At 66.6% G+C, this 19,338-nt stretch carries 22 protein-coding genes; 15 read left to right on the top strand and 7 right to left on the bottom strand.

What is annotated here, in order from left to right; translation table 11 throughout:
• Window positions 1-144 precede the first annotated feature (144 nt).
• The 7 genes from ACIBF7_RS18810 to ACIBF7_RS18780 all read left to right on the top strand — a co-directional run bounded on the left by ACIBF7_RS18810 (window position 145) and on the right by ACIBF7_RS18780 (window position 5,623).
• A complete protein-coding gene (locus tag ACIBF7_RS18810) occupies window positions 145-684 on the top strand; it encodes a Pycsar system effector family protein (RefSeq protein WP_397197692.1) in 540 nt (179 codons plus the stop codon).
• A 49-nt stretch (window positions 685-733) separates the two neighbouring features.
• Window positions 734-1,381 (top strand): Crp/Fnr family transcriptional regulator, encoded by a 648-nt coding sequence (locus tag ACIBF7_RS18805; RefSeq protein WP_397197691.1) that lies wholly within the window; start codon window positions 734-736, stop codon window positions 1,379-1,381.
• Complete coding sequence (locus ACIBF7_RS18800) at window positions 1,378-2,217, top strand: hypothetical protein (RefSeq protein WP_397197690.1); 840 nt, start codon at window positions 1,378-1,380, stop codon at window positions 2,215-2,217. The genes ACIBF7_RS18805 and ACIBF7_RS18800 overlap by 4 nt, the downstream gene beginning before the upstream one ends.
• Before the next feature lie 2 nt (window positions 2,218-2,219).
• Window positions 2,220-4,172, top strand: coding sequence for a hypothetical protein (locus ACIBF7_RS18795; RefSeq protein WP_397197689.1), 1,953 nt, complete (start codon window positions 2,220-2,222; stop codon window positions 4,170-4,172).
• A 142-nt stretch (window positions 4,173-4,314) separates the two neighbouring features.
• Window positions 4,315-4,947 (top strand): hypothetical protein, encoded by a 633-nt coding sequence (locus tag ACIBF7_RS18790; RefSeq protein ID WP_397197688.1) that lies wholly within the window; start codon window positions 4,315-4,317, stop codon window positions 4,945-4,947.
• 57 nt (window positions 4,948-5,004) lie between these two features.
• On the top strand, window positions 5,005-5,208 hold the full coding sequence (locus tag ACIBF7_RS18785; protein WP_063843019.1) for a hypothetical protein: 204 nt from the start codon (window positions 5,005-5,007) through the stop codon (window positions 5,206-5,208).
• A 1-nt stretch (window position 5,209) separates the two neighbouring features.
• A complete protein-coding gene (locus ACIBF7_RS18780) occupies window positions 5,210-5,623 on the top strand; it encodes a type II toxin-antitoxin system VapC family toxin (protein WP_397197687.1) in 414 nt (137 codons plus the stop codon).
• A 968-nt stretch (window positions 5,624-6,591) separates the two neighbouring features.
• On the opposite strand, the gene ACIBF7_RS18775 is transcribed toward ACIBF7_RS18780, so the two are convergent.
• Entirely contained in the window at window positions 6,592-7,353 is a 762-nt protein-coding gene (locus tag ACIBF7_RS18775; RefSeq protein WP_397197686.1) for a GntR family transcriptional regulator, read from the bottom strand.
• 241 nt (window positions 7,354-7,594) lie between these two features.
• A complete protein-coding gene (locus tag ACIBF7_RS18770) occupies window positions 7,595-7,864 on the bottom strand; it encodes a hypothetical protein (protein ID WP_397197685.1) in 270 nt (89 codons plus the stop codon).
• Between the two features lie 357 nt (window positions 7,865-8,221).
• Here ACIBF7_RS18770 and ACIBF7_RS18765 point away from each other — a divergent pair, with 357 nt between their 5' ends.
• Window positions 8,222-9,511 carry a hypothetical protein gene (locus ACIBF7_RS18765; protein ID WP_397197684.1) on the top strand — a complete coding sequence of 430 codons (1,290 nt, stop codon included), beginning with the start codon at window positions 8,222-8,224 and terminating at the stop codon, window positions 9,509-9,511.
• Window positions 9,512-9,559: 48 nt separating this feature from the next.
• On the opposite strand, the gene ACIBF7_RS18760 is transcribed toward ACIBF7_RS18765, so the two are convergent.
• Window positions 9,560-10,657, bottom strand: a complete 1,098-nt coding sequence (locus tag ACIBF7_RS18760; RefSeq protein WP_397197683.1) for a hypothetical protein — start codon at window positions 10,655-10,657, stop codon at window positions 9,560-9,562.
• A gap of 1,119 nt (window positions 10,658-11,776) precedes the next feature.
• Complete coding sequence (locus ACIBF7_RS18755) at window positions 11,777-12,451, bottom strand: TetR/AcrR family transcriptional regulator (RefSeq protein WP_397197682.1); 675 nt, start codon at window positions 12,449-12,451, stop codon at window positions 11,777-11,779.
• A 63-nt stretch (window positions 12,452-12,514) separates the two neighbouring features.
• Between ACIBF7_RS18755 and ACIBF7_RS18750 the strand changes: the two genes are divergently transcribed.
• Window positions 12,515-13,417, top strand: a complete 903-nt coding sequence (locus ACIBF7_RS18750; RefSeq protein ID WP_397197681.1) for an alpha/beta fold hydrolase — start codon at window positions 12,515-12,517, stop codon at window positions 13,415-13,417.
• A gap of 22 nt (window positions 13,418-13,439) precedes the next feature.
• On the opposite strand, the gene ACIBF7_RS18745 is transcribed toward ACIBF7_RS18750, so the two are convergent.
• Window positions 13,440-13,892, bottom strand: coding sequence for an NUDIX domain-containing protein (locus tag ACIBF7_RS18745; RefSeq protein WP_397197680.1), 453 nt, complete (start codon window positions 13,890-13,892; stop codon window positions 13,440-13,442).
• A gap of 250 nt (window positions 13,893-14,142) precedes the next feature.
• On the opposite strand from ACIBF7_RS18745, the gene ACIBF7_RS18740 reads away from it, so the two are divergent.
• The 4 genes from ACIBF7_RS18740 to ACIBF7_RS18725 all read left to right on the top strand — a co-directional run bounded on the left by ACIBF7_RS18740 (window position 14,143) and on the right by ACIBF7_RS18725 (window position 16,961).
• Complete coding sequence (locus ACIBF7_RS18740; protein WP_397197679.1) at window positions 14,143-15,075, top strand: NADP-dependent oxidoreductase; 933 nt, start codon at window positions 14,143-14,145, stop codon at window positions 15,073-15,075.
• 9 nt (window positions 15,076-15,084) lie between these two features.
• On the top strand, window positions 15,085-15,561 hold the full coding sequence (locus tag ACIBF7_RS18735) for an ester cyclase (protein WP_397197678.1): 477 nt from the start codon (window positions 15,085-15,087) through the stop codon (window positions 15,559-15,561).
• Window positions 15,558-16,241, top strand: a complete 684-nt coding sequence (locus ACIBF7_RS18730) for an alpha/beta fold hydrolase (protein WP_397197677.1) — start codon at window positions 15,558-15,560, stop codon at window positions 16,239-16,241. The genes ACIBF7_RS18735 and ACIBF7_RS18730 overlap by 4 nt, the downstream gene beginning before the upstream one ends.
• An 87-nt stretch (window positions 16,242-16,328) precedes the next feature.
• Window positions 16,329-16,961 carry a TetR/AcrR family transcriptional regulator gene (locus ACIBF7_RS18725; RefSeq protein WP_397197676.1) on the top strand — a complete coding sequence of 211 codons (633 nt, stop codon included), beginning with the start codon at window positions 16,329-16,331 and terminating at the stop codon, window positions 16,959-16,961.
• A gap of 3 nt (window positions 16,962-16,964) precedes the next feature.
• Here the strand turns inward: ACIBF7_RS18725 and ACIBF7_RS18720 are convergent, their stop codons facing one another.
• Window positions 16,965-17,456 carry an SgcJ/EcaC family oxidoreductase gene (locus tag ACIBF7_RS18720; protein ID WP_397197675.1) on the bottom strand — a complete coding sequence of 164 codons (492 nt, stop codon included), beginning with the start codon at window positions 17,454-17,456 and terminating at the stop codon, window positions 16,965-16,967.
• Between the two features lie 67 nt (window positions 17,457-17,523).
• Here ACIBF7_RS18720 and ACIBF7_RS18715 point away from each other — a divergent pair, with 67 nt between their 5' ends.
• Entirely contained in the window at window positions 17,524-17,982 is a 459-nt protein-coding gene (locus ACIBF7_RS18715) for a MarR family winged helix-turn-helix transcriptional regulator (RefSeq protein WP_397197674.1), read from the top strand.
• A gap of 3 nt (window positions 17,983-17,985) precedes the next feature.
• Here ACIBF7_RS18715 and ACIBF7_RS18710 read toward each other — a convergent pair whose 3' ends face one another.
• Window positions 17,986-18,552 carry a dihydrofolate reductase family protein gene (locus tag ACIBF7_RS18710; protein ID WP_148030215.1) on the bottom strand — a complete coding sequence of 189 codons (567 nt, stop codon included), beginning with the start codon at window positions 18,550-18,552 and terminating at the stop codon, window positions 17,986-17,988.
• Window positions 18,553-18,634: 82 nt separating this feature from the next.
• Between ACIBF7_RS18710 and ACIBF7_RS18705 the strand changes: the two genes are divergently transcribed.
• Window positions 18,635-19,306 carry a winged helix-turn-helix transcriptional regulator gene (locus ACIBF7_RS18705; protein WP_397197673.1) on the top strand — a complete coding sequence of 224 codons (672 nt, stop codon included), beginning with the start codon at window positions 18,635-18,637 and terminating at the stop codon, window positions 19,304-19,306.
• Window positions 19,307-19,338: the final 32 nt, after the last annotated feature.

Below are 19,338 nucleotides of genomic sequence, written 5' to 3'. Positions count from 1 at the left end.
GACAGTCGAGGATCTGAGTTACAAGCGAGGGGTCACTGGTTCAAACCCAGTACCGCCCCACCTGATGCAACGGCATGCCTTGCCCCGTACTATGAAGCGATCTTCCTGTAACGCAGGCCGATTGTTCAGGTCTGAGGGGGCGCGGTGTTCGGCTGGACAGCTCGACCGAAGGTGTCAAGGAAGGATCGTGACGCGCGGGCGCTGGTGCATGCCACTCGGCTGTTCGGCGAGGCACGGGAGGAGCTGAACCGGGCGGACACGAAGGCGCAGGTGCTGCTCGGTGTGGCGGGGGTCGGCGTCGGAGCGGTGACAGGTGGGTTCCTAGCAGGGAATTGGTCGCCGTTGATGCTGGACCCGGGAGTGCGATGGCTCTGGTGGTGCGGGGCGGCCTGCGCGTTGGGAGCGCTTTTCTGCCTTGCCAACGCGGTTTATCCTCGTCTCACACATCGGGCGTTCGGCATCACCTATTTTGGTGATGTCCGAAGGTACAGATCCACAGCGGAGATAACCGACGCACTGCGTGAATCGGACAGTGAAGGTGACCTAGCCGCACTGGCCGAGCAGATCCGTGTTGTCAGCATGATTGTCACGAGGAAGTATGGGCTGATCCGGTGGGGTTTCTGGCTGCTACTGGTGTCCGTTGTAGCGACAGTCGGTTCCTCGGTGGTTCAGCTGTTCCTCTAGCTCCTTTTTTCCGGTTGCCAGAGTCTCCGCTCTGGCATACGCATGAATCATGGACTCCTTTCCTCGATCCGTCTGGCGTACCCTGACCGAGGAAGGCGTGCTTCGCCGCTACAAGCCGGGAGACGTGCTGTTACGGCAGGGGGCGGACGGGACTCACGTGCTCCTGCTGGCGTACGGTCACGTCAAGGTGACCCGGCTCGAGCCGAACGGTGGCGAGCTTCTGCTGGCCGTACGCGGGCCAGGAGATCTACTTGGAGAGATGGCCGTTCTGGACGACGGCGAGCGGTCGGCAATGGTCTCGGCGCTAACGTCGTGTCTGGCCCACGCGGTCACGGCCGCGCGGTTCCACGAAATCGTACGCACATTCAATTTGCACGGCATGCTGATCCGCCGCGCCATCCAGCGTCTGCGTGAGGGCGAGGCCATCAGGGCGGAGCTTGCGAGTCTGTCCGCCCCCGTGCTCGTGGCACGTACTCTGATCCGGCTGGCGACCGGGCTGGAGGTTCGCCTGTCCCAGTCCGATCTGGCATCGGCGACGGGGTTGTCGAGGTCGGCGGTGGCGTCGGAACTGGCCACGCTCCGACGCACGGGGGCCGTGGAGACCTACAGGCAGCGGATCGTGATTCGGGACCTTGACGCGCTACAGGGAGCTGCTTCCTCCGAACGTCTAGTTCTGGACAGTGCGCTCAGGAAATGACCGGCATGGTGGAGTCGATCCATAACGGGACCACACGAGGAGACAGCGTTATGCTCCCCCTTCTGCACAGCCATCCCCTGCCGCCCTACCGCGGGCTGCTCGCCGTGGATGTCGTCAAGTTCACCGGGAACCGGGATAGACACCTTCCCGAGCTGAGCAAGATGATTCCCGATATCCTCCAGCAGGCGTTCACCGGTTGCGGCCATGAGCGTATCTGGCGAGAGAAGCGTTTCCCTGACAAACCCGGCGATGCGTACGTCTTCGGTGTCGCCCCAGAACATCTGCCTTTCCTGATCCATCCCTTCCTTGACAGCCTCCAGACCACGTTGTGGGAGAACGGGCCGGCTCTTCGCTCGGCTGACCGGAAACTCCTCATGAGGCTGCGAGTGAGCATCAACGTGGGGCCGGTCCACGACCGGGGCGACCCGGAGCGCGATCGCATCAGCAGGACCACCAATGACACGTTCCGGTTGCTCGACTCGAAGCAGTTGAAGCAGATCATGGCCGCTACGGACCCCGAGGTTACGCTCATCGGGGCGATCGTCTCCCAGCGTGTTTTCCGGGACACGGTGCTGGGCGGTTACACGGGTGTCCATGAGAGCCAGTTTCAGCGGGTGACAGCGGAGGTGCCGGAAAAGGGCTTCCAGGAGGAGGCGTGGATCTATGTGCCACGCCTCACTTTCCGCGAGACGGAATCCGATGCCGCCGAAGTGAGCGTTCGTACGCCGGAGGACCGCGGGCGGCATGGGCGAGGCGGTCCCGTGTTCAACGAACGGGTCGAGCAGGCTTTCACTGACGGCACTTTCAACGGCGACTTTCACTTCGGGGAACGGTAATCATGGAAGGCGACACGATGACGCCGCAGGCCGCCTTCATCAACAGCACCTTTCACGGCCAGTTCGTCTTCACCAGCAGATGGATTCGGCCACGCAGGCTTGGCAAGCAGGACATCGAGCGAATGCGTGCGGTCTACGTGCGACCCGAGGACGGCAGCTTCTCGAAGGCTGTGATGGCAGCGCGCGAGACCGGTGCGGTTATCTTGTGCGCCGAGCCGGGGACCGGTCGGCGCATCAGCGCCGTGAACGTGGCGGTCGAGCTGGGCGTGACCCCGGAGTGGCTGACACTTGACGAAGAGAACGTCCAGGCCTCGCTGTACGCCGAGAAGAGGCGGGCCTACCTACTCAATCTGCAGGACACTGAGCAGAATCTCATCCCCGCCGTGGGCAGGGCGGTGCCGGATTACGTCGCGCGGCTGCAGGAGGCAGGCTCCTACCTTATCGTGGTCGCCGCCGATCAGGAGCGGAAGGCGCTCGACCTCGTGGCCGGGCTTGCCATGGTGAAACTCACGGCCGGCGACGCGACGCGGGTGTTCGATGCGTATCTGACCGTGCGGCACGAGTATTCGCGGGAGCGGGCCGGGGCGTGGGCGACGCACGTCCAAATCGCCGGAGTGCTGGCCGACGCCTCCCCGGCGGACGCCGTGTCTTTGGCCGAGCATGTCTATGAGTCGGGGCATCGGACGCCGGAGAACGACGCGGTCGAAGAGGTCCTGTCGGCCTACTGGAACTGGGAGAAAGACCTGAGCGCCTGGTTCCAAGGGACTGATTCCCTGGGGGACGGGTACAAACGCGCTCTGCTGCTGTCGGTCGCCGCGCTGGAAGGTGGACCTTCAGAGAGGGTCTTCGATGCTGCCGACCGGCTCTGCGCTCTCACCGGCACGTCCTACCTTCCCGGGCGAGGGCTGATCGGCCCAGGTATTGCCCAGCACCTGGACGACGTCGGTGCCGACAGAGATGAGGAGGGGCTGATCCACTTCACCCGTTATCGGTATGGCACCGCCGTACTGGACTACGTGTGGCAGGACCGGCCGTTCTTCCAGAATCAGTTGGTCACCTGGCTCAGGGAACTTCCGGACGGACGACCTGCCGAGGTCATTTTCAACCTGGCCCTACGCGACGGCCGCCCCGAACTGGTGTTGGAGACAGTGCAGGAGTGGGCCACGTCCGCGGCAGACCGTGCGGCGATGCTCCTCACGGCGGGTGCCATGAGCGACAGCCTAGGACGGGCCGTACGCGACAGAATGTATAGATGGGCGCGGCAGCCCGGCCAGGAACGCGAACCCTTGCACCTCGTTATCGCGGAGGTCTGCGGTGGGCAGATGGCTGAAGAGGGGTTCGACCGTGCCGCGCTGACTCGTCTCCGTAACCTCGCCCGGTTCGGCACGGAAAGTGTCCGTAAAGCGGTCGTCGACGCGATCACACGGCTGGCCACCCGGCCGCGCCTGCTCGTCCGCGTGCTGACCGAGATCATCGGATGGATACAGGGCGCGGAACCTGCCCGCAGTACCGGGCTGTGGGCCTTCGCCGCTCTCGCCGCTCACCGCCTCGACGACGGCCGCCTGCTGCTCCTGCGAGACTCGGGTCGAGACGAGCGACAAATCGGTCTCATCGCGGACGGCTGGCGCATGAGCCTGCGTGACTCTGACACTGCTGGTCTGGCCAAGACCGCGGCCGTCGCCTGGCTGGAGCACGCTGTCAGCGGCGCCGCGGACAGTGGTGTCGTTCGCACGGTGCTGCTCGCGGCCTGCCGGACCAGCCGGGACACAAGCATGTTCATCCGCCTGGTCTGGCACTGGGCGAACTCGGCTCCCCTAGACGGCGTGGATCGTGAGGGATTTTGCGTCGAACTGTCGCGTGAGATCGCCGAACTCGATCCGCTCACTCCCGGAATCACACCCACGGGCACATACGGCCGGGAGGAGGTGACAAGTGGGCCTCCGAGACTGGCTTAGTAGGCTTATGCGTGGACCGGTACCGGAACCCTCCTTCACCACCTGCTCCAGCACGCTCGAACTGGTGTTGCCCAGCGATCGGAGAAACGTATCGTTCCGCGCCCGGATTACTGTCTCCTGGCGCCTGCCGGAGGGAACGGCGGTGCCCGACGAGACCCTTCTGTCGGTGTGTGATCAACTCGTCGCCGAAGCCAGGGATGTAACTAGGTCGTTTTCGGTTCTCCATCGAGAGGAGGCGGAAAGCGCTCTCGACATGGCACTGCGCCGCTTTCGAACACATGCCGGCCCTCATCATGCCCAGGCGACACTCGTCGTCGACCCCGAGGACGTCGAGTTCGCTCGCCAGGCGCGTGCCAGGGACCTGGAGGTCATGCGGCAGCAAGCCGAGGTCGAACGTCTCGCGATCTTTCGGGACACTGTGCTTGGCGATGCTCACACCGCCCGGCTCTGGTGGCTCGGTACTGACCCGAATCGCCTGATCAACCTGGCGAAACACGCCGACGACATCGAACTTGCCGTCGCCCTGATCGCTCCTCCATCAGGAACTAGCGGACAGAGGCCAGATGAAGCGGCGATCGCAGAACTTATCAACCAGTTCTTGGCCGAGCTCGATCCTGATTCCCGTTGGTTCCTTATCCGCCAATTGAGCAGAGTCTTTTGTAGCTATGACCGAAACGACCTGGCGTCACAGCTTTCTTCAGGGATCATCGATGGCACGCTCCCGGCGGCTCCGGACGACACCGGAGGAAACGGCGCGTCGCCCACGAAGAGCTGAAGGCGATCGTGGTGATCGCGCCTGGTACGGGCACTGCCTGGACCTACACTCTTAGGTATGAGCGTCATGCGCGAGGAACTGCACCATCTCGTGGACCAGTTGCCGGAGTCAGAGCTACGTCCGGCTCTGGAGTTGATCCGTGGCCGTCTGGACGAGCCTGCCCCCGCGGAGCGTGACCTTCCGTTCTTCGCGTCGTTCGAAGCTGAGCCGGACCTCGCCGAACGCCATGAGGAGATCTTGCGCTCCGAGATGGGCCGCTGACGTGCTTCTGTGCGACACCGGCGTCCTTCTCGCTGTCGGCAACGCCAAGGACAAGCACCACCAGGCCTGTCTCAAGCTGCTTCGCGAGGCGCAGGGACCGCTGCTCGTGCCGTCGCCGGTAATGGGAGAGGTCGGCTATCTCCTGGAGTCGCGTGTCGGCCCACAAGCCGAGGTCACGTTCCTGAAGTCGTTCGGCGGTAGCGGCTTCCACGTAGCCGAGCTGGAGGACAAAGACCTCCCTCGAATGGCGGAACTGGTCGAGAGGTACGTCAACCTTCCTCTCGGGCTGGTGGACGCCGCCGTCATCGCGATCGCCGAGCGCCTGGGGCTGAGGGAGGTCGCGACAGTCGACCACCGGCACTTCCGAATCGTGCGCCCACGCCATATCGAGGCTTTCACACTGCTGCCCGGCTGATGACGGAGGCTGCCGCCTGAGTGACTATCTGGGTGACAATCGCCATGGACGAGCCTGGACGAGGTGGGACGGCCATGGACTGCAGGGCCAGGTCAGGGCGGGTGTTGGTGCTGGTCCCGCCCCTTCCTGGATTGACTTACAAGCGAGGGGTCACTGGTTCGAACCCAGTACCGCCCACCCTGGACTTCGTCCGCACCCACCCCTTGCCCCGGGCATCCCTTGACCCCGCACGCCCGCCCGTCCACAAAGGGCCTCGCTGCGCTCGGGCGTTTTCTTTGGCGCCGGGCTTCGCCCGGCGGCTATCGCCCCTGGTGAGGCGGACTCATGGACCCTTGGCTCGACGACCTGGCGTGCCGCTGCGGGCGGCTGAACTTCATGACTCGCCTCGTCGTGCCCGTCTTCATCTAGCCACGTTCTCTGTCAGGACGTTCGCCGTGCCCTCCGGATCGTTGGTCAGGTGGCGCTTTGGCTCAGAGCCACGAGGCCTGGGACCTCGACGAGAAACGCCCAGCCAGCTGAAGCGGCCGTTGGTCGAGGCGTCGAAGTCCTTGACGGGCTCGACCGCGCCGACGATCAAATAGCTAGGCCGTAACTCTGACGTAGCTCGCTACGCCAAGTGCCTAAGGCGAGGTGACGGCCGTGTCACCAGTGCGGTAGACAGTCGCCCGGGCCGATAGTCCGATATCTACGGAGGATCTGGTGCGCATTCTGTGGGGCTGCTTAGCCGTGGTCGTGATCGTTCCGATAGCCGGGCTGGCCCTGCTGATCATGATGCCGGTGTGGCGCGACGATGCCCGCTTCGACGACTTCCGCGAGCGAGTACTTGCCTATCCGCTACCGCCCAAGACAGAGAGCGAAGGCAGCGACGCAACCTTTGGCAAGATACGGGGCGGGAATGGAGACTACTGTGAGTACCGCGTCCAACTGGTGCTTCGGACCGGCCTGTCTCAGGGCGAGATCCGCGCATACTACGACAAGGCTCGCATCAGCGGAGCCGACACCAAAGAAGAAGCGCAGGTGTCTCTGAACTTCGGCGACGACACGGGAGACGACATGGAACTCACCGTGGAGTTCGGCGACCTCAGCCCCGACGATGGGGACCTCCGCTGCGGATAGACGGCAGGCCCATCACATGATCGGGTAGGCGTCTTCCAACTCGTGCCGGTCAGCAGTAGCAGGACCTCGACGACTACAAGAGGTCGGCCGGAAGCGTCACGGACCGCGCCGAACACCGCCAGGAGCGGGGCGTTCTTGGGCATGGCCAGTTGCCCGGCATCTGCGGTTGTAGGCATGCGCGCGGTGATCTGCTCCACGATGTGATCGAACCGCACGCCCTCGCGCACGATCAGCCGCCGACGTATGAACGCCTTGTTCTTGGGCTGCGCATCGAGCAGCACGGCAACCCGGTTCGATGCGGCCACCGCGCCCACTTCGACAATCTCGCCCGTGGAGTCGATCTCCGGCTGGGTGAGGTAGGTCTGTCCAGGGCGCTTTTGCTCGATCGAGGCCATCGCCGGGCGGCCCCGTACGAAGCGGCCCTTGCCCTGCTGGGACTCGATCCAGCCCTGCTCGCGCTGCACGCGCAGAGCGGCGACCACGGTGGGACGGGAGACGCCGAACTCCTGGATGAGCTGGTTCTCGCCGGGCGGGTAGTCCCCGGACTCGATGCGCCTCTGGAGAGTCTGCACAAGCTGCGCATACTTCGGGGGTACGGACTCAAGCGACATCATGACCGTCCAACAGCCGACAAGTTGTTTACCAAACTTGCGGCTCGTCGCTGCCTGTCCACGCCGTTGCCGGAAGCCAAGCCGTACACGAGAAAGCCCGGCAGGCGGCGCAGCGGCCGGCCTGGGAAGGTAGCCGCGGGGGCGCCACTGAGACCACCTGCCGGGACAGGGGACGCGACGAGGCACCAGTGACGGCCCGTCCCCTCCCGGCGGGGCTCCATCACCAGCCTCGTCGCGTCCGTCTTCACCTGGCCACGTGCTCCGTCAGGACGTTCGCCGCGCCCTCGACATCGTTGGCCGGGTGCCGCTTCTCGGCGTTCTGCCAGGAGTAGTAGGCCCCGCCGTACCCGACGAACACCCACACCGGCAGACCCGGATCCGGCCGATGCACCATCAGGGCGGTGTTGTTGTCACGCAGCTCGGCGTTGACGCCCAGGCCCACGAGCCGATCCCGCAACCGGATCAGCGCGTCGGCCTCCTCCCTGTCGGTGGGGAAACCGGCTACCGCCGCCATGATCGAATTAATTTCGCGCTCCCTTCGGCCCGGCCGCTTCCGAGGCAGTCGAGACACGTCCACTCCCTGCTTGAGAACTCATCTCCGTCGCCGTCACTGACGAGAAGCGCACGACGCAAAACACGCAGTTGATCCCGCGTCCCCGGCAAGCCGGGCAGGGCAAGGTCTCACTCTTCTCATCAGGCCGGATCACCGTCGCCATCTCCTCGTTCATCCGGCGTTCCCTGTGTGCGGGAGGCCGCGTGACGTACCGTGGTTGATTGATGACAAGTCCACCGGCAACCGCGTCTGAACAGGACCCCTGATCGGCCTCCTTGTTTCCCCTTTCGAGCCCCCAGCCGGGAGGAAGGCCCACAGATGCCCGACTACATCCCAAACGTGCGGCTACGTGCCTGGAGAAACGAGCACAGGCTCTCCCGCTGGGAGATGGCTGGGAAGATCAACGCCACTCCGATCGGCATCGCCGAGCGACTCGCGTGTGACGAGGAGCGAATCCGACGCTGGGAGGCCGGTGAAGTCCGATGGCCCCGCACGCCCTACCGCCTGGCGCTGACCCAACTGACCGGCCTGGAGCCGGAAGCACTCGGATTCGCCCAAAACAGGCAGACGGGCAGCCGCCTCATCGAGGCCCGAGTGATGCCGGTGGATGCCCTGCGGGCCGAGGCTGAGCTGTACGGGACCATGGAACTCGCCCAGCAACTCCAGGCGTCCGACGTCGGAACCGGAACCTTGGAAGCCCTCGCCGAAGCCGTCGATCTGCTGTGCCGTGCCTATCCGGTCGTGCCCGCAGGCACGCTACGAGACCGTACACAGAAGCGCCTTGCCCAGATCAACCACCTACTCGCCGGGCGCCTCACTCTTGACCAGCACCGCGAACTGCTGGTGATCACTGGATGGCTTACCGCCTTGCTGGGGTGCGTGCATTACGACCTGGGGGAGAGGGAGGAGGCTGAGACCGCGCGACGGACCGCGTTCGAGATGGGCCGCCAGGTCGGGCACGGGGAACTCGTGGGTTGGGCACACGAGATGTCCGCGTGGTTCGCCCTCGTCGAAGGCCGCTATAAGGATGTCGTGACCGCCGCCCGGATGGGGCAGGCAGTAGCCGGCACCAGCAGCGCCATGGTCCAACTCACCTTGCAGGAAGCTCGCGGCCTGGCCCGCATCGGCGACCGCCGCGAAGCCGACCGCGCCCTGACCCGCGGAGCCGAAGTCCTCGGCAGCCTGCCCATACCCGACCACCCGGACCACCACTTCGTCTTCGACCACGCCAAGTGGATCTTCTACGCCGCCACCTGCTACACCTGGCTCGCCGACGACGACCGCGCCGAAGAACACGCCCGCGAAACCATCCAGATGCACACCCGTCCGGACGGCACCTCTAACGCTCCTATGCGTGTGGCAGACGCCCATATAGACCTTGGCATAGTTCACGCCCGGCGTGGGGATCTCGACGTGGCGGTTGCTGAGGGTCTGGCCGCGTTCGACATCGACCGACGCTCCCTTACGGACTTGGTCAACCGCGCAGGAGACCTGGACCGCGTTCTACGGCAGCGCTACCGCCGCGAAGCGCTCGCAGAGGAGTTTCACGAACGGTTCGTAACAGCTCGTGGAGCTCTCACCAGTCGACGTCCGGAACTGCTCGATTGATCTTAACTCAGGAGTACCAGTCGGCTGTTCTAGTGTAGGCCTTTTAGGCTATCTCCAGTTCTCGGGATCGGGATCTTGCGAGTCGTATTCGTAGTCATATTCATAATTAGGGTCTGAGTGACGCAGTTTCCATGAGTAGTAGTTAGTTCGTGCCTCGACAGAGTCCATGTCGATGAGATCAGGATCTAGAGGTTCGAGGTCATCTAGGTCCGAGGGGCTTGGGTGCTTCAGATCGCTAATATCGACATCTTGGGTGATCTCGTAAGGCATGTAAAATGGCAAGTTTGCTGCCTTAAGCTCGTCAGAGCCTGATAGGCGGAGATCGCATGAGCTGCAAACGAACATTTCGCCCCTCAGGACGAATGGCCGTTTCCCGTCCGGCTTGACTGGTTTGTAGTCCGGGTCGGCGTCTCTCGCTATGTCGAGCCTGCCGGTGTAGACCGATCCGCGGTTCGGGCATGCCGGGCATGCGTGTTCTATCTGTTCCAGGCCGTGGATCGATTCGCCGGTATGGCGAACCTGTCGTGCCATCAGTACTACTTCGTGCTGATCCTCAGGGAAGTGCCTTAGGAGTGACTCTATGCGATCTTTTGCTTGCGAGATTCGAAATCGAACCATTCTTGCTATCTCATCCAGCGATTCGGATATTAGTGAGTCTACAAGATCTTTATGTGGCCCCCAGTGTTGATCTCTCGATGAACCAAGCGCATCGCAAAGTTTATCGCTGAATCGTAGATAGGTGGCAAATGATTCCCTGTTCTCGTGCCTATCTAGGTGGCCCATATGTATAACGCCGTCTCTCACGTTAATTAGTTGCTTGATCGGCGCCTCCGGTGTTTGTGGTTTCGGTAGCAATAGCTGTGTGCGCCTAAATGCCTCCAACCCGCCAACGGTCCGGAGGTGTTTTGGGTTCTGAATCATGTGTCCATGTCCAGTAAGAAGCACCAGAGAGTCGAAGGTGCCATTCTTGATATCCGCCAATAGGGCGGGACTTAGGCTGCACAAATATGCCTTACATAGATGTTCAAGGCTGACGGCGGCATTCAGCAGCACTACCCTTATGTCGTTGCGTACGTAGGCGTCCAGAGCCCGCCTGGCGAAGTCCGTTGCGGACGCATGAAGTTCCTTGTGATCCATGGTTGTCACGCTGGAGAAGTTAGCGACGGCCGTGAAGAGCCGTCTAGATGTTTTGTTGAGCTCAAGCAACTGTGGAGGCAGCACCTGGCGACACAGCCTCGTGCGTTGCCATGTACCTTGCCGAGTTGTCCTTGTGAAGATCAAGCGGCGGCGCGGCGCGCCGCCGTACCACCGGCCCTCCGCCCGCCCGTCGTCCGGGCGTGCGGCCTGGGGCCGGTCCCGGACGGCGGCGGGACACCGGGCCGGGCACCACACGCCGGGCCCGCCGTACCGACCGAACACTTCGACCGGGGTTGCCGCGCCGCCTGCGCGCGCCAGCACGTTCCGCCTCTACACGCTCCGATCCTCACGCCAACGACGCCGTTGCCACCACGCCCAATCCGAATCGGGCGACGTAGGCGGCATGGGTGAGGTTCGGCGGAGGTAATACAGGTCGACGGGCAGCACCAAGGCATACAGATGCGCCCTGGCCCACGGCGGTAAGCCGATGAGAGCCTGTTGAAGTCGCCGGCGGGGCGCATCGCCGGTGCACTCATGGCACTCGCACCTGAAGAAGACGCGGTCAGCGGTCCCCATCAGGGTCGCCTCTTGCCAGGCCGCCAGGGCTGCCGCCACCGCGCCGGGCCACATGCGGGTGTGTTCGAGGGCGATCACCGCGGCCATGGGACGACGGCCAAGCCCGGGAACATGATGGATCACAGCTCTGTGGGTCCCACACGCCGATCCTCGTGTACGGACCTCGGAAGGGCGCCTACGCGGCATGGCCCTTTCTGATCGATGGCATAACCACGATGATCGCATGCGAGGGCGTGTCATCTGAGCCCCCAGCGCCGAGGAAACCCATGCCTCCGGCGGGGGCGCTCCAGCTCCGGGATGATGGCCATGCGTCACGCCGGGGTCGTAGGTGGTTGAGGTGGAGGCCTGATCATCTCGTCCGCCATCGACCCGGGACAAGCCGAGCGTGCCAGGGCCACGGGGGCTTGCGTCTGACCTGTCCACGGCGCTTCGGCCCGCCTGGAGATCAGCTCCTACACCAACGCCGACCTGCTCCCCGACTGGGACGACTCCAAGCGCCGTGTTGGGCGACCTGTATCGGCCTGGTAGCTGCGGAGGCCAGGCTGGAGAAGATCAGGTCGGACGGGCTTCTCGATGGCCGGCATTCGGCTCGTGGGCCGCGCGTGCGGTGTCGGCGTTCGGGATGTCAGGCAGGGCGATGCGGGCGAGGTGATAGCGCAGGATGTCCAGGGCCTGCTCGACGCTGCGCTGGCCGAGCAGGACGCTGGTGCCCAGACCGGCCGACATGACGAGCAGCCCGGCCGCCTCGCTCTCCGGGTCGAGGTCGGCGGCTACCTCTGCCGCGTCCCGGGCCTCGCGCAGCCGGTCGGCGACGAAGGTCTGCATCTGGTCGGGGGCGTCCAGGAAGGGCTGGGCAGCCAGCGCCGGATCTGTCACCGACAGAACCGCGTACGCCGTGTACACGAGGTGGAAGATCCGGCTCTCCTCGTCCGCGGGAACCGCCTGAGCGAGAACGGCCTCGACGACGCGCAGGGGGCTCGCGTTCGAGCCGGCCTCGGCCACCCGCTCCCGGACCCGCTCGCCCACTCGCTGCGCCAGGTGCTGCAGCGCGAACAGCAGCAGCTTCTCCTTGGACTCGAAGTAGTACTGCACGACAGCCACCGCGAAGCCCGCCTCCGCCGCGACCGACCGCATGGTGACGGCATGCAGCCCCCTGCTCCCGGCGATGCGCAGGAGTGCCTCGGCGATCTGGGCGCGACGCTCGCCATGGTCAGCCAGCTTCGGCATGCGACTCACTTTCTTGTACGATTTTGGTAGTACGATGGTACTACCAAAATTGAGGAGAGCTCGATGACCAGGACCGCCGTCGGCCGCTTCGTCAGCGACGAGGCCAGAGAGAGGTTCCTGAAGGCTTACGAGGAGGCCATGAGCCTGTGGCCCGAGCCCCGGGAGGAGTTCGACGTCGAAACCCGCTTCGGCGTCGTGCATGTGTATCGCGCGGGTGTCGAGCGGGGAGAGCCCATTGTGCTGCTGCACGGGCACGGCGCGAACTTCTCCAACTGGTACCCGCAGATCGAGGCGTTCGGCGAGCACCACCCCGTCTACGCCATCGACACCATCGACGACCCCGGTCGCAGCGTCCAGCACACCGTGGTCAAGGACTCCCGGGACAACGCCGCCTGGGTGAACGAGGTGCTTGAGAGGCTCGGTCTGGACCGGGTCCATCTGGTCGGCCTGTCCTACGGCGGCTGGCTGACGCTCAACCAGGCCGTTTACGGCGCCGAACGCCTGGCCTCCGTCACCCTGCTCGACCCCGGCGGTCTGCAGAAGGTCCCCCTCCGCTTCCTGGCCGGCACGATCGGCGGCCTGTTCGCGATGCTCCTTCCTCGCCGGTGCCGACCCTGGTTTGCGCGAGTGCTGGCCAACCACGCGCTGATCGCCCCGGCCCGGCTGATGGCGCCGATCGTGCTGAGCTCGCGTACGTACCGTCCCTCCTACCGTCCGGCGGCCAGGCCCTTCACCGACGAGGAGCTGAGCTCGATACGCGTCCCCGCGCTCGTCCTGCTCGCCGGGCGCAGCATGCTGCTCAGCCCTCATAAGGCGCTACGCCGTGCGAGCGCGCTCATCCCCGGCGTACGCGCCGAGATCGTGCCGGGCATCGGCCACGGGCTTCCACTGGAGGCGCCGGAACTGGTCAACACCCGCGTCCTGCGGTTCATCGACTCCGAAGCGCGTTCCCGTTTCACCGGGTAGCGACTAGACAGGGGTCCCGGGCTCAGGGCTGTGTGCGCTGGATGAGGAGCTTGTGTGACTCCTGCAGCCCTTGAGGGAGGTCGTGCGGCGAAAACCATGTCGCCTCCAGGATTTCCGCGGGATCGATCGCGAGTGTGCCGCCGATGAACGCGGCCTCGTAAGCCGCCTCCACCCGCAGCCGGTATCCGCTCTTGAGGTGGATGAGACTCCCCACCTTGACGTGCAGACCGGTCTCTTCCCGCACCTCGCGGATGACGGTGTCCTCGAACTTCTCGCCCCGGTTGGCGTACCCGGTGGGGCAGCCCCACTGCCGGTCGGGCGGCCACATGCGGTGCCGCAGGAGGAGCACGCGGCCCTCTTCGTCTCTGACGACGCCGGTGACGCCGATCATGAACTTGGCGTTCCACAACCACAGCAGACGCCATTGCAGCGGTCCGCGGATGAGCAGCCACAGGCGGGCGAGGAAGTTGTTCACGGTGCTCCCTTCGGAGTGTCATCCGCGTACGCCTGAGGGCCGGGCCGCGGTGCTGGCTTGGTGCACCCTGCCATGTCCGCAGCGGACAGGTGGGCCACTGGACGATGTGCAGGCGTTGAGGTTGCCACGGCTTCGGCCTGCATGGTCCTGCGAGCGTCCACGGCGGCCGCCGTACGACCATGCCTCCACATTTACATACATGGTGTATGTATGTATCGTCCTTGACGTCATCAATCCAGGAGGGGCGGTCATGCGGGCGATGCGGCAGGCGGCGTGGGGAGAGGCCGAGGCCATGGCGTTGGTCGAGGTGGAGGAGCCTGTGCCGGTGTTCGGCGAGGTGCTGGTGAGGGTCATGGCGGCCGGGGTCAATCCGGTGGACGTCTTCACGCGCCGGGGGCAGGCGTACAACCGGGTGCTCGACCTGCCGTTCGTCAACGGCTGGGACGTCGCGGGGACGGTGGTGAGGACCGGTTACGGGACGACCCGGTTCCGGCCCGGCGACCGGGTGTTCGGGATGCCGTGGTTCCCCCGGGCCGCGGGTTGTTATGCCGAGTACGTCACCGCTCCCGCCCGCCACTTCGCCCGGATGCCGGAGGGCCTGGGCTTCACCGAGGCGGCGGCGCTGCCGCTGGCCGGGTTGACGGCGTGGCAGATGCTCACCGAGGTCGCCGCCGTCGCCCCGAGACAGCGGGTCCTCGTGTCGGGCGCGGCCGGGGGCGTGGGGCACCTGGCGGTCCAGATCGCCAAAGCCCGCGGCGCCCATGTGACCGGCACCGCGAGCCCGGCCAAGCATGCCTTCGTCCGCGGGCTGGGGGCGGACGAAGTGATCGACCACACGACCGTGGCGCGTGACATGGATGTCGTCGTCCAGATGTTCGGCGGCGAGGCCGGGCTCAGGGCGCTGGAGTGCGTGCGGCCGGGCGGCATCCTGGTCAGCGGGCAGGCGGCCTGGACCCCCGGGCTGCACGAGCGCGCCGGCGAGCTCGGCGTGCGTGCCGCGGGCTACCTCGTCGATCCCGACGGCGCCGGGCTCGACGCGCTGGCCGGCCTCGTGGCCGAGGGGCGGTTGAAGGTGCACGTCGACGCGGTGTTCCCGCTGGCGGAGGCGGCCGAGGCGCACGACCTCCTCGGTTCGGGGCGTACCAGGGGCAAGGTCGTGCTCGCCGTCGGCGAGACGAACTGAGGAGGAGCAGTGTCGGAACAGCGCACCACACCGGCTGACGTCGTCCGGGCTTACGCGCGGGCCAAGAGCCGCGCCGATGTCCAGGAGGCCCTGCGGTACTGCGGTCAGGACACCGTCTTCGAGACGATCGCGTTCCAGGCCGTCGCGACCGGCCTCGACGAGGTCGCCCGGCAGACCACCGCGTTCCTGCGCGCCTTTCCCGATTACGGGGTGGAGCTCGACTATCTCGCCGCGGCGGATGACCTGGTCGTCGGCGCCGGGACGATCCGGGCCACCATGATGGAGAGCCTGGTGGGGATCGAGCCCACGGGCCGGGCCTTCGCGCTGCCGTTCGCCTGCCACTGGAGAGTGCGGGACGGGCTGATCCGCCACGAGCGGTTCTTCTTCGACTTCCATCAGATGTGCGAGCAACTCGGGCTGTCCACCGCCGACGCCGCGGCGCGGTTCGCCGCCTGGCGGGAGCGGGCGAAGGCGGTGCCGCGATGACGGCGTACGTGCTGGTCCACGGGGCCTGGCACGGCGGCTGGTGCTGGCGGCACGTGTCCGCGCGGCTGCGGGAGGCGGGTCATGAGGTTTATACGCCGACGCTGACCGGTCTCGGCGAGCGGGCCCACCTGGCCGGTCCGGAGATCGGGCTGCGGACGCACGTGGACGACCTGCTGGGCCTGCTGAGGTACGAGGATCTGCGGGACGTCGTGCTCGTCGGGCACAGCTACGCCGGCCTGGTCGTGCGCGAGGCCGCCGACCGGGTGCCGGAACGCGTCTCCCGGATCGTCATGGTCGACGCCTGGGCGGGCCGGGACGGGGAGTCGCTGGACGACCTGGCTCCCGCGTTCTTTCTCGACTGGATCGAGTCGGTCACCGTGGACGGCATGATCCCGCCCTCCCCGGCGGCCGCCGTCGGGGTGACGGAACCTGATCAGGTGGCATGGCTGGAGCCCCTGCTGACGGCCCATCCCCGGCGGACGTTCTCCGAGCCGACCAGGCTGTCCGGGGCCGTCGACGCGATCGCGTGCCGGGCGGTGCTCTGCACGCCCGGCGGCCCCATGCCGTTCCCGCGGCTGGCCGGCGAGCACGGCTGGGCGGCCACCGTCCTGGACGCCGGCCACGACGCCATGGTCACCGCGCCGCGGGCACTGGCGGACATCCTTCAGGCGACCGCATGACGACGTGATACCGCTGCACGGTCGGGGCGACACGTTCGCCGCGTATGTTCTTCTAACCTCGGGTTCGGAGCAGGAGGAGATGCGCGGGTGGCAGGGAACACGAGTGTGCGGCGGAGCCAGCACGAACGCACCAGGGCGACCACGGGCGCCTTGGTCGCGGCGGCGCGCGAGCTCTTCATCGGCGACGGCTTCTCCGCCACCGCGGTGGACGAGATCTGCGCCAGGGCCGGCGTGACCCGCGGCGCGTTCTACCATCACTTCAGCAACAAGGAACACATCTTCCGCGAGGTCTACGCCGCCGACCAGAAGGCGCTCGCGGCGATCGTCAGGCAGGCGTTCCAGGCCCAGCCGGATCCGTGGGACGGGGTGGCGGCGGGCTGCCGGCGGCTGCTGGAGGCGTCACTCGAACCCGCCGTACGCAAGATCACCCTGGTCGAGGCGCCGGGCGCGCTCGGCTGGTCCGCGATGCGCGACATCCAGGCCGGGTGCAAGGAGCAGATGCGGCGCGGGCTCGCCATCGCGATCGAGGCCGGGTGCATCCCGGACCGGCCGCTGGACCCCGCCACCTCGCTGCTGTACGGCGGGATCTGCGAGAGCGCCCTGGACATCGCACGCGCCCCGGACCAGCGTGCCGCGCTGGAGGAGTCGCTGGCCGAACTCGACCTGGTGCTCGCCGGCGTCGCCCGCCGTCCGGCTCCGGGCTGCGCGCACACGACTTAGGGGTCAGCGGCGGCCGAGGCCGAGCCGGCGGGCGACGCGCGCCATCAGCTGGGACATCTTGGACGGGAAAGCTTCGGGCTCGGGGACGGTGACGGGGCGGACGCGGCCGTTGTGAATGGCGCTGATCTTCCAGCCGGCCGCCGTCCGCGCCAGGACGATGGTCTGCCGCGACAGCCGCCGCGCCGGAAGCGTGGTGCGCCACGGCATCAGGACGGAGGCGGTGCCGTGCGCGACCGCCACGTCCGGCGTGAGGTGGCGGACCGACTCCAGCTCGCCGACCAGCGCCGAGCCGGCCAGGACGCCGCGGAAGAGTTTGTCGTGGTTGCGCTCGTGCTCCAGGCGGCCGCGGGCGATGGTGCCGTCGTAGGAGACGTAGTCGGAGTCGTCGGTGAACAGCGCGCCGAACGCCTCGGCGTCACCCGCCGTCCAGGCCGCCAGGAAGTCGGCGAAGAGCCTTTCGATCTGGGCGGTGTCGGTGAGGGTGGTCGGGCGCATGGCGGTGCCTCCGCAGGATGATATCGTTGGTTCGATCAGCGAAATGTACGATATCAGAAAGTTTCGAATGTCGAAGAATAGCGTCATCGGAGAGATCGCCATGGAGCTCCGGCGGTTGCAGCGGAGCTTCGACGCCTTCGACGAGGCGGCCGCCGACCGGCTCGGGCTCAACCGCACCGACCTGCGCTGCCTCGACGTGGTGCTGGCCGGCGGCCCGCTGCCCGCGGGTCGGCTCAGCGCCGCGCTGAAGCTCAGCCCGGCCGCCACCACCACGGTCATCGATCGGCTGGAGCGGGCGGGCATGGTGTCGCGTGCGCCCGATCCGGGCAACCGCCGCCGCGTCCTGGTCGCCGCGACCGACGCCGCCCGCTCGGCCGAGGCGGAGATCTTCGTCCCGGTGGGCCGGGCGGGCGCCCAGGCGCTGCAGAAGTACGGGCCTGAGGAGTTGGCCGTCATCCTCGATTTCCTGCGTACCGCCCGCGAGGTCCAGGAGGAGCAGGCCGCCCGGGTCAGAACCTCGTCCTGAGCCTCAGGCCCGGGGGATGTCCTTGCCCGTGGGCCGATACTCGCTCAGCAGGATCCGGCCGTCCAGAACGCGGTGGCCGGCCAGTTCGAGGTCGGCGGACGTGATGCCGGCGAACGCCGGGTCGCGGCCCGCGTCGCCCGCGAACAGCGGGAAGGTCATCAACCGGAGCCGGTCGACCAGGCCCGCGCTGACGAGCTGACGGGCCAGCGACAGGCTCCCCATCGTGCGGAGCGGCACCGCGCTCCCGGCCTTCAGCCGCCGGATCTCGTGCGCCAGGTCGCCCCGGAGGATCCTGGTGTTCGGCCAGGCGACCCGGGTCAAGGTCGTGGAGAACACGACCTTGTCCAGCCCGGTCAGCCGCTGCCACGACGCGTCCTTGGCCTCCTCGGGAAGCCCCGCCAGCGCCTCGTAGGTGCGGCGGCCCATCACGACCAGCTGTGGCGCGTCGCTCTCCGCGTTGATCCACTCCTCGAGCTCGGGCCCGAAGTAGCCGAAGTATCCGGGCAGCCCATCACTTCCCGCCCATCCGTCGACCGACAGGAAGATGTCGACGATCAGGTCACTGGTCATGGTCCGCTCCTCTGTCCGGGGTAGCTACTTGCAAAAGTGAAGCATGCTTGTAGAAGTGAAGTCAACGACCTAGGATGTGCTCGTGCGTACTCGCGAATACGGCCAGTACTGCGGCCTGGCCCGCGCCGCGGAAGTCCTCGGGCAGCGCTGGACCCTGCTGATCCTCCGCGACCTGCTGGTGGGGCCGCGGCGATACTCCGACCTCGCGGCGGGCCTTCCCGGCATACCGACCAACATCCTCGCCACGCGACTGAAGGAGCTTGAAGGCGACGGGCTGGTGACCAGGGAGCTGCAGGGCGGGCAGGGCCGATCGGTCGTCTACCGGGCGACTCCGCGGGCCGGGGAGCTCGCGCCGGCCCTGGACGCGCTCGGCCGCTGGGGCGCCGCCGCGATGCGCGATCCGCACGAGGGCGAGGTGGTCACCGAGGCCGCCCTGGTGGCCGGGCTCAGGGTCGCCGCGGGCGGGGGAGAGGCTCCGCCGGAGGGGCGGAGCCGGGTGTACGTCGTGAGGTCGGGCGAGGCGGTCGCGTGCGCGACGGTCCGCGACGGCACGGTCACGGTCGAGGCCGGCGGGCATCCCGATCCCGACCTGGTCATCGTCGCCGGGCCGGGCTTCCGCGACCTGCTCGCGGGTGTGCTCGACGCCGGCGCGGCCGTCGCGTCCGGGGCGGTGACGCTCAGCGGGGACGCCGCGCTGCTCGCCGAGTTCTCGGCGACGTTCCGCGTCCCCTACACCGACGCCGTCGCCACCTGACGCGGGGCCCGTCCGGCCCGGCGACATCGACC

The organism is Nonomuraea sp. NPDC050478 (assembly GCF_044458265.1).
Taxonomy (GTDB): domain Bacteria; phylum Actinomycetota; class Actinomycetes; order Streptosporangiales; family Streptosporangiaceae; genus Nonomuraea; species Nonomuraea ferruginea.
The sequence above is the reverse complement of the archived record's forward strand: the minus strand, read 5'-3'. Positions and strand labels throughout refer to the sequence as shown.